Origin of the sequence: Cellulosimicrobium cellulans (genome assembly GCF_001722485.1) — a bacterium.
GTDB classification, from domain to species: Bacteria; Actinomycetota; Actinomycetes; order Actinomycetales; family Cellulomonadaceae; genus Cellulosimicrobium; species Cellulosimicrobium cellulans_A.
Genome location: NZ_LWGL01000147.1, coordinates 1 through 7,926 on the forward strand (window position 1 = coordinate 1; position 7,926 = coordinate 7,926).

At 72.3% G+C, this 7,926-nt stretch carries 7 protein-coding genes and 2 pseudogenes; 2 read left to right on the plus strand and 7 right to left on the minus strand.

The window, feature by feature from the left end; genetic code table 11:
- From JZ5iCDA_RS19420 to JZ5iCDA_RS18995, 5 genes and pseudogenes are all read right to left on the minus strand, one after another.
- Positions 1–295 (minus strand): annotated as a pseudogene (locus tag JZ5iCDA_RS19420) (hypothetical protein); the annotation flags it as partial.
- Positions 296–849: 554 nt separating this feature from the next.
- Positions 850–1,161, minus strand: a pseudogene (locus tag JZ5iCDA_RS13755) (tryptophan 2,3-dioxygenase family protein); the annotation flags it as partial.
- 139 nt (positions 1,162–1,300) lie between these two features.
- A complete protein-coding gene (locus JZ5iCDA_RS13760; protein WP_069387683.1) occupies positions 1,301–2,014 on the minus strand; it encodes a histidine phosphatase family protein in 714 nt (237 codons plus the stop codon).
- Positions 2,015–2,085: 71 nt separating this feature from the next.
- On the minus strand, positions 2,086–2,955 hold the full coding sequence (locus JZ5iCDA_RS13765; RefSeq protein WP_139123114.1) for a hypothetical protein: 870 nt from the start codon (positions 2,953–2,955) through the stop codon (positions 2,086–2,088).
- Positions 2,952–3,632, minus strand: a complete 681-nt coding sequence (locus tag JZ5iCDA_RS18995) for a DUF6318 family protein (protein ID WP_171905386.1) — start codon at positions 3,630–3,632, stop codon at positions 2,952–2,954. Before JZ5iCDA_RS18995 ends, JZ5iCDA_RS13765 begins: the two co-directional genes overlap by 4 nt.
- 96 nt (positions 3,633–3,728) lie before the next feature.
- Between JZ5iCDA_RS18995 and JZ5iCDA_RS13775 the strand changes: the two genes are divergently transcribed.
- The gene (locus tag JZ5iCDA_RS13775; protein ID WP_366246675.1) at positions 3,729–4,703 is read left to right on the plus strand and encodes a ribonuclease Z; all 975 of its coding nucleotides are present in this window, start codon (positions 3,729–3,731) and stop codon (positions 4,701–4,703) included.
- On the opposite strand, the gene JZ5iCDA_RS13780 is transcribed toward JZ5iCDA_RS13775, so the two are convergent.
- Complete coding sequence (locus tag JZ5iCDA_RS13780; protein ID WP_139123116.1) at positions 4,645–4,995, minus strand: hypothetical protein; 351 nt, start codon at positions 4,993–4,995, stop codon at positions 4,645–4,647. The two genes, JZ5iCDA_RS13775 and JZ5iCDA_RS13780, sit on opposite strands and share 59 nt — an antisense overlap.
- Positions 4,996–5,111: 116 nt before the next feature.
- Positions 5,112–7,289, minus strand: a complete 2,178-nt coding sequence (locus tag JZ5iCDA_RS13785; protein ID WP_083260019.1) for a family 43 glycosylhydrolase — start codon at positions 7,287–7,289, stop codon at positions 5,112–5,114.
- Between the two features lie 221 nt (positions 7,290–7,510).
- Here JZ5iCDA_RS13785 and JZ5iCDA_RS13790 point away from each other — a divergent pair.
- The coding region (locus JZ5iCDA_RS13790; RefSeq protein WP_171905387.1) for an FAD-dependent monooxygenase at positions 7,511–7,926 on the plus strand (416 nt) is incomplete at its 3' end.

Genomic DNA, 7,926 nt, shown 5'->3' on the forward strand with positions numbered 1-7,926 from the left:
CGAACGCGCGCGCGGCCTGGCCCGGGCCCTCGGCGTGCGCGACGACGGCGACCCCGCGCTCGTGGGCGCGGCCGACGACGGCGGCGAGCGTCGCGTCGTCGGGCACGGGACCGGCGACGCTGTTCAGCGCGACCTTGACGAACGACGCACCGGCGGCGAGCTGGCGGTCGACGGCTACGACCGCGTCGTCGGGCGTCACGATCTCCTCGACGGAACCGTCCGGCGCCCACGACCGGTCCGACGGATAGCCGCCGGGCGCCGTGAGGAACGCGCCGGCGAACGCGACGTGCGGCACGTGTGGGGCCGGGTTCGCGCGCGGTGCGCCCTCGGGACTTGGGAGGCGAGTCAAGTTCGCGGGCGGTGCGCCCTCGGTGCTCGGGCTGGCCGCGCCGTCACCCCGAGCTTTCGGCCGTCCGCTCTCGCGCGCGGCTTCTACGCCCTTCGCATCCGACGTCGCACCGCCCGCTCGGCCTGCGTCGTCACCATCGCGTGCCCACCCCGCAACGACCTCGGGGATCCAGCCGAGGTCGTGCACAGCGGCGATGCCGTGCGGGGCGAGGACCGTCGCGTCGACGAGGCCGAGGTGGACGTGGGCGTCGGTGAACGGCGGGAGCAGCGTGCCCGGGAGGTGCAGCGGGTCCGGCGCGCGGTGGTCTGCGAATTCGACCCCCACGTCCGAGATCGGCCTTCCGAGGGCCGACGTCGCGACGGGCAGGTCGACGCCGGCGTCGCTCAGGGGGCGGAGGCCGGATGCGGTGGCGAGAAACGCCGTCGGGCCGGTGGGCGGGCGACTCGGGAACCAGGAGGCGTCGACCGTGACGACGCGCGCGGCGTCGGGCGCCGGGGGCGTCATGGCCGGGTGGCGCCGATCTCGGTGCGGACGGCGAAGAGCTCGGGGAAGAACGTGAGGTCGAGGGCCTTCTGGAGGAAGCCGACGCCGCTCGACCCGCCCGTGCCGCGCTTGGTGCCGATGATGCGCAGGACGGTCTTCATGTGGCGGAAGCGCCAGAGCTGGAAGTTGTCCTCGAGGTCGACGAGCTCCTCGCACGCCTCGTAGGCGGACCAGTGGGCGTCAGTGTCGGCGTAGATGCGGCGGAACACCTCGACGAGGTCGTCGTCGAGGTCGTGGGCGACGGTGACGTCGCGGTCGAGGACGCGCTCGTTCGCGGGACGCGGGTGCTCCGGCTGATCGACCATCCGGCGAGCGTATGACACCGACGTGACGAGCGCTAGATCCGTGCAACACACACGACGGCGGTGCGGGTGCGCCTGTCCGTTCCGCCGGGCGGAGGCCGCGCGGTCAGCGGGCGGTGTCGTCCCCTCGGGATGCTTCGGCGTCGACGTCGGCCCGCTCGTCCGCGACGGACTCACCGGTCGGGTCGTCGGCGAGCTCGTCGGTGAGCAGGTGCCCGCCGAGCGGGCCGTCGCTCATGCCGACGTAGCGCCAGCCGCTGTCCGGGTCGCCCTCGACCTCGACGAGACCCGTGTTCTCGAGCTGCCGGTACGCCATCGCGTCGAGGTCGACGCCGGCGGCGCGGATGCTCGCCCAGGAGCGGATCGCGGCGCCGTGGGAGACGACGACGGCCGTCTCCCAGCCGGTGGACGCCACCTTCGCGACGGCGTCGTCGAAGCGCGCGACGAACTCGTGCCCGTCCGGGCCGCCGGGCATGCGGCGCGACATGTCGCCGCCACCCCAGGCGAACACCGTCTCAAGGTAGAGCACGTGGTCCTCGTGCCGGCCGGACATCTCGAGGTCGCCCGCGTCGATCTCGCGGAGCCCGTCGAGCTCGAGCGGCTCCAGGTCCAGTCGTTCGAGGAGCGGCGCCGCCGTGAGGTGCGTCCGCACGAGCGTCGACACGGCGACGCCCTCGATCACACGGTCGGCGAGCGCGTCCGGGATGGCGGCGGCCTGGCGCGCACCGAGCGCGGTGAGGCCGGGGCCCGGCATCGCGGTGTCGAGCAGGCCGGCGACGTTGGACGGGGTCTGTCCGTGGCGGACGAGCAGCAGGCGCATGGTGCTCCGAGGGTCGTGGGGCTACCCCACCACCCTACGAGCGGATCCCGTCAGGTCGCCCGGCCGAAGCGTCAGCCGAGCGGGTCGGTGACGAGCCGCGATCGCGCCTCGTAGACCTGGAGCGGCGGGGCGGTGCTCGACGTCGTCGCCGTGCCCGGCACATCCGTCCACGTCGGCGAGCCGGTGATGCGGAACTGGCCCGACCACGACGTCGTCAGGCTGATCGTCACCGCGTCGGCCGGCTGCGCGTACGTGTGATGGACGGTGTGGTCCGGGTACGGCGCGCCGGGGTCGGTCGTGACGAGCGGCGCGCTGCCGTCGGCGTAGTCCCACGCGTACGACTCGGGCGTCGCACGAATCTGCACCGGGATGCCGAGCAGCGTCGTGTCGAACGTCTGCTCCGTCGGCTCCGTGTACGTGATCGTCGGGAGGTTCACGACCGTCCAGCCGTCCGGCGGCTGCACCACCACGGGCGACGGCGCGATCTGCAGCGTCGCGAACTCGCGCTCCGCCTCGGCGAGCAGGTCGGCCGGGGTGATGCAGCCCTCGTCGCCGACGAGTTCCGGCTGTCCCCACGTGCCGTCGGGCTGACGGGTCTCGCGGAACAGCGCGCCCTCCGCGAACTCGTCCGGCCCGCACTCGATGCCCTCGTACGCGAGCTGCTCACCCTCGGTGCACGCGTAGTCGTAACGGGTTGAGGAGCCGTCGAGCCTGCCGACGAGATCACACAGCGCCGGCGTCGCGGAGAAATACCGGTCCGTCGGGTCCTCCTCACTCGCGGGGACGTAGACACTTCCTCCGCGAGTCGCTTCACGCGCCGTCTCAACTGTGACGTTCTGACCCGAGGCCCCACCCTTGAAGCCGCCGTAGTCAGGTGCGGCGCTGAACACAATGGGCGACAAGCCGAGTGCAGATGCGAGGATGACGGCACCGATTTTCACGTTTGCTCCAGTAGCGCGATCTCGACAACGACCCAGTTGCCGTCCTTACGACCGACCTCTGCGCGATAGACGTCATCAGTTCGGCCCTGAGCAAAAATCTCGTTGCCCTCGGCGTCGACGATTGACATCGGCTCCTGCACGATTCTGATATCGAGCGGAAAGATGCCGGTGGCTTCATCGCGAACGTAAAGACTCGGATTGTCCACAGTGGCGGTCACGGCGCCGCCCTCGAAGACATCGCCTCGCGAACGGATCGTCTCGGCCTGTTCGATCGAGCTTTGGCAGAAGCCGCAGGACTCAAACGAGAGGGAGCGCCACTCCGAGGTATCGCCCGTTGCCATCACAAACGGATACAACTCTGAGAAGTACTCCGCCGCAGCTGCCGCACCTTCAGCGCCTTCCTGCTCCAGCGCCGCCGGTCGTTCGGGCTTCGCCGGGCCGGTCTCGGTCGGCGTCGGCTCGGGCGTCTCGGCCGGCTCGGCCTCGGCGGTGGTCGTCGTCGACGTCTCCGGCTCGGCGGGCTCCTCGCTGGTGCAACCGGTGACGAACAAGCTCGTGGCGACGAGCGCGCCGGCGGCGAGCGCCCGGCGTCGGACATGGACTGACGACGGACGAACGGGGCGCATCTCTCTCCTGCTGACGACCTGCTGCTGACGTCCCGCCGCGGGCGGGACCACGCGTGCGGGAGGACCGCACCGCGAACTGCCCCAGAACCTAGCGAATCGTGGCGACGGGCGGTACCTCGGGTCCGAACTCTGTGGAGGACCGACCCTGTGGACATCCAGCCGGCGTGGCAGTCTGTCGGCATGTCGCGCCGTGAGCTCGTGGTCCTCGGGACCGCCAGCATGGTGCCGACGCGCACCCGCAACCACAACGGCTACGTGCTGTTCTGGGACGACGAGGCGATCCTGTTCGACCCGGGCGAGGGCACGCAGCGGCAGATGACGCTCGCCGGTGTCTCGGCGACGGACCTGACGCGCATCGCGCTCACGCACCTGCACGGGGACCACAGCCTGGGCCTCGCGGGGGTCGCGCAGCGCATCAGCGGGGACGCGGTGCCGCACACGATCCCCGTGTCGTGCCCGGCGTCGGGGCAGCGGTGGGTGGAGCACCTGCTCGACGCGTCGGCGTACCGGCGTCAGAGCTTGATCGAGCTCCAACCGATCGCCGATGACGGCATCGTCCCGGCCGCCCCCGAACGCCCGCGACCCGGCTTCACGCTGCGCGCGCGGCGCCTCGACCACACGATCGACGCCGTCGGCTACCGGCTCGACGAGCCCGACGGCCGCCGCATGGTCCCCGAGCTCCTCGAGCGCCACGGTCTCGCGGGACCGGTCGTCGGGCAGCTGCAGCGCGACGGCGTCGTCGTCACCGAGGACGGGCGCACCGTCACGCTGGAGGAGGTGAGCGGCCCGCGGCCGGGGCAGTCGTTCGCGTTCGTCATGGACACGCGCCTGTGCGACGCCGTGCGCGAGCTCGCGGACGGCGTCGACCTGCTCGTCATCGAGTCGACGTTCCTCGACCGCGACCTCGACCAGGCCGAGCGGTGGGGCCACCTCACCGCGTTCCAGGCGGCGAAGGTCGCGGCCGACTGCGGCGTGCGGCACCTCGTGCTCACGCACTTCTCGCAGAGGTACACCGACCCCGCCGAGTTCGAGCGCGAGGCGCGCACCGTGTTCGACGGCGAGCTCACCGTCGCGCAGGACCTGGACCGGGTGCCGGTTCCGCCGCGTCGACCGGCCCGCTGAACCCGGCGGCCGGGAGGCTCGACACCGATCCCGGGGCGTTCGTCTCCGTCGGCTCCGGCCCGGTGCGACCGACGCTCTGCAGGAAGAGCATGCCGCCCGCGAGGAGGACCGCCGCCACCAGGAGGAGGACTCCGAACAGCCGCACCGTCGTGATATCCCGTGCGGTCGGCTCGGCGCGGTCGCGCTTCTCGAACAGGACCACCTCGTTCATCGTCCTGGTCGTCGTCGGCGCGACGATGTGCCAGAGGCCGACGGCGACGAGCGCGATGCCCAGGACGATCTCGAACTTCATGGCACCGCACGGTAGCCAGGCGAGCGGCACGACGGAGGCCGTCGTCCACACCCTGTGGACGACGGCCTCCGCGGCGATCAGCCGGCGGTCATGCGCACCGGCTCAACGGCACCGGCTCACCCGCACTGGACCGCGTCGTAGCCCGCGGTGACCTGCGACGTCGCGCCGTCCGCCGTCGTCACGGTCACCGTGGCCTCGCCCGCCTCGAGCGGCCCGCGGACCTTGAACGCCTGGTAGGCGTTCTTGCCCGGGTCGACCGCGGCGAACGACTTCTCGCCGAACGCCGTCGCGAGGGTCATGCCGAGCGTCGCGTCGCCGGTGTTCTGCGCGCGGACGGCGACGTACGGGGCACCTCCGAGGCAGCGCGCCTCGGCCTGCACGGCGACGTCGGGCTCGGTCGGCGCCTGCTCGGACGGGTAGACGTCGAGCGCGTCGAGCTCGGTGTACCAGGTCTTGCGTGTGAGGGTCACGGTGTTCGTGCCCTCCTCGAGCTGGACCTCGTGCGCGACGCTCTGCCAGTTGCCCCAGCGCGTGTGCGGGAACGTCACGACGCCCGCGTCCTCGCCGTTGACGGTGACGTAGTCGCTCGACTCGAGCGAGTACCCGCCGCGCTCCGAGCCGTTCGCGAACCGGACCGCGAGCGTGTACGGGCCCGCCTCCTCCGCCTCGATCTCGAGCGTCACGGAGCTGTCGGCGAAGTCGAGCCCGCCGACCTTCTCGCCGCCCGACGCACCCGCGGCGGCGCCGACGGAGCCGCGCACGATGACGCCGTCCTCGAACTCGTACCGGTCCGCGTCCGCCGGGATGACCGGCGGCACGACGACCTCGGGCTCGCGCACGGTGTCGTAGACGTCGATCGCGTCGACCTCCGTGAAGAACGTGCTGCGCGTCAGCGTGATCGTGTTCGACCCGGCGTCGAGGTCGACGAGGTGCTCGGCCGTCTGCCAGTTGCCCCACGTCGTGTGCGCGAAGGTCACGGTGCCCGCGTCCTCGCCGTTGACCGACACGAGCCCGGTCGAGGGCACGCGCTCGCTGCCGTCCATCGAGCCGTTCGCGTACCGGATGCCGATGAGCGCGGGTCCGGCCTCCTCGGCGACGACCTCCACGGTCACCGAGCTGTCGGCGAAGTCCATGCCGCCGACCTTCGCGCCGCCCGACGCGCTGCCGTCCTGCACGACGCGCGCGTTCGTCACGACGCCGTCCTCGGCCTCGTAGCGGTCCGAGGCGTCGGTGACGGACGGGACGCCGTCCTCCGACCACTCGAGCTCGCTGAGGTACATCGCCCGGTACGTGAACCGCTCGTTCCAGCCGTGGAAGACGATCGCCGTGCTGCCGTCGGGCCGCACCACGATGTCCTGCCCGCCGGGCCCGCGGACGTCGCCCTGGAAGCGGTCGCTCGTCATGAGCTCGGTCGTCGCCTTGGTGTACGGGCCGAGGAGGTTGTCCGACGTCGCGTACGCCGTCCGGTAGTTCCCGCCGTAGAAGTCGTTGGCCGAGTAGAAGAGGTAGTACGTGCCGTCGCGCTCGATGATGGTCGGCGCCTCGACGACGATGCCCTCGTTCGGCCGGTCGACACGGATGAGCTCGGTCGGCGGGCCGGTGAGCGTGGTGCCGTCCGCGGAGAGCGGCTGGGCGAAGAGGATCGCGGTCTTGCCCGCGCAGCAGTTGCCGTCGGCCTTCCACAGCAGCCAGAGCTGCTCGCCGTCGTGGAACGTGCCCGCGTCGATCGCGCCGCCGAGGTCGACCGTGCCGTCCTCGCCGTTGGGGCAGACGAACGGGTCGTCGCCCACCGGGACGAACGGGCCGTCCGGCGTCTCGGACAAGGAGACGCCGATGCACTGGCGCGGCGTCGTCGCGTCGCGCGCGGTGTAGTACAAGGCGTAGCCGCCCTCGACGGCCGCGACCTCGGGCGCCCAGACGCAGCGGTCGGTCGCGCCGCCCGGGCTGAACGAGCACGACTCGCTCACCCACGCGCCGAGCTCCGGCGCGACGTCGGTCGGCTCGCTCCACGTGACGAGGTCCGTCGACGTGCGGTGCTGCACGTTCTGGCCCGCGTTGTTGGTGGCGTAGGCGTGGTAGACGCCGTCGACGAGGAGGATGTCGGGGTCCGGGAAGTTGGCGTCGACGACCGGCGAGATCGTCGGGGCCTGCTCGGCGACGGCGGCCGGTGCGGTGCTGGCCGGCGACGTGGCGGCGGCCGCGGTCGCGGCGCCCGAGACGGCCAGCCCGAGCGCGACCAACGCGCTCGTGACAGCGGTGGCACGCGTTCGTGCCCGGGACACAAGGGACTTCATGGGGTGTCTCCTCGACGGTGAGGCGGCAGGACCCGGGACGACGTCGACCTCGGGGATTCGAGTGTCCCGGTCGGCCGCACACAAGTCAACGCTTTCCCGCACAACTGAACACTCCGTCCGGGGACCCGCTCGCTCCGCCGCGCTCCCCCGCTCGGGGGAGGTCGGCCGGGCCTCCCCGTCCGTAGAGTCACGCTCGTGACGCGAACCAGTGGGGTCGGAGGATGAGCCGGCGGGCGGTCGTCATCGGCGGAGGCATCGGAGGACTCGCGTCGGGCGTCGCGCTCGCGCGGGCCGGGTGGGACGTCACCGTGGTCGAGCGCGCGACGTCGCTCGATCCCGTGGGGGCGGGGATCGCCGTCGCGCCCAACGCGGTGCGCGCGCTCGCCGCGCTGGGCCTCGGCGACACGCTGCGCGACCTCGCGACGCTCCAGGGCCAGGTCGGCATGCGCCGCCCCGACGGCCGGTGGCTCGTGCGCGCCGACGCCGGGCAGGCGAGCGCGCGCTTCGGCGACAGCACGCTCGTGCTGCACCGTGCGCAGCTCGTCGGGATGCTCGCGGACGCCCTGCCCGACGGCGCGCTGCGGCTCGGGGCGAGCGGCGCCGTCGTGCACCCGGGCGACGACGCGCGGCCCGCGGT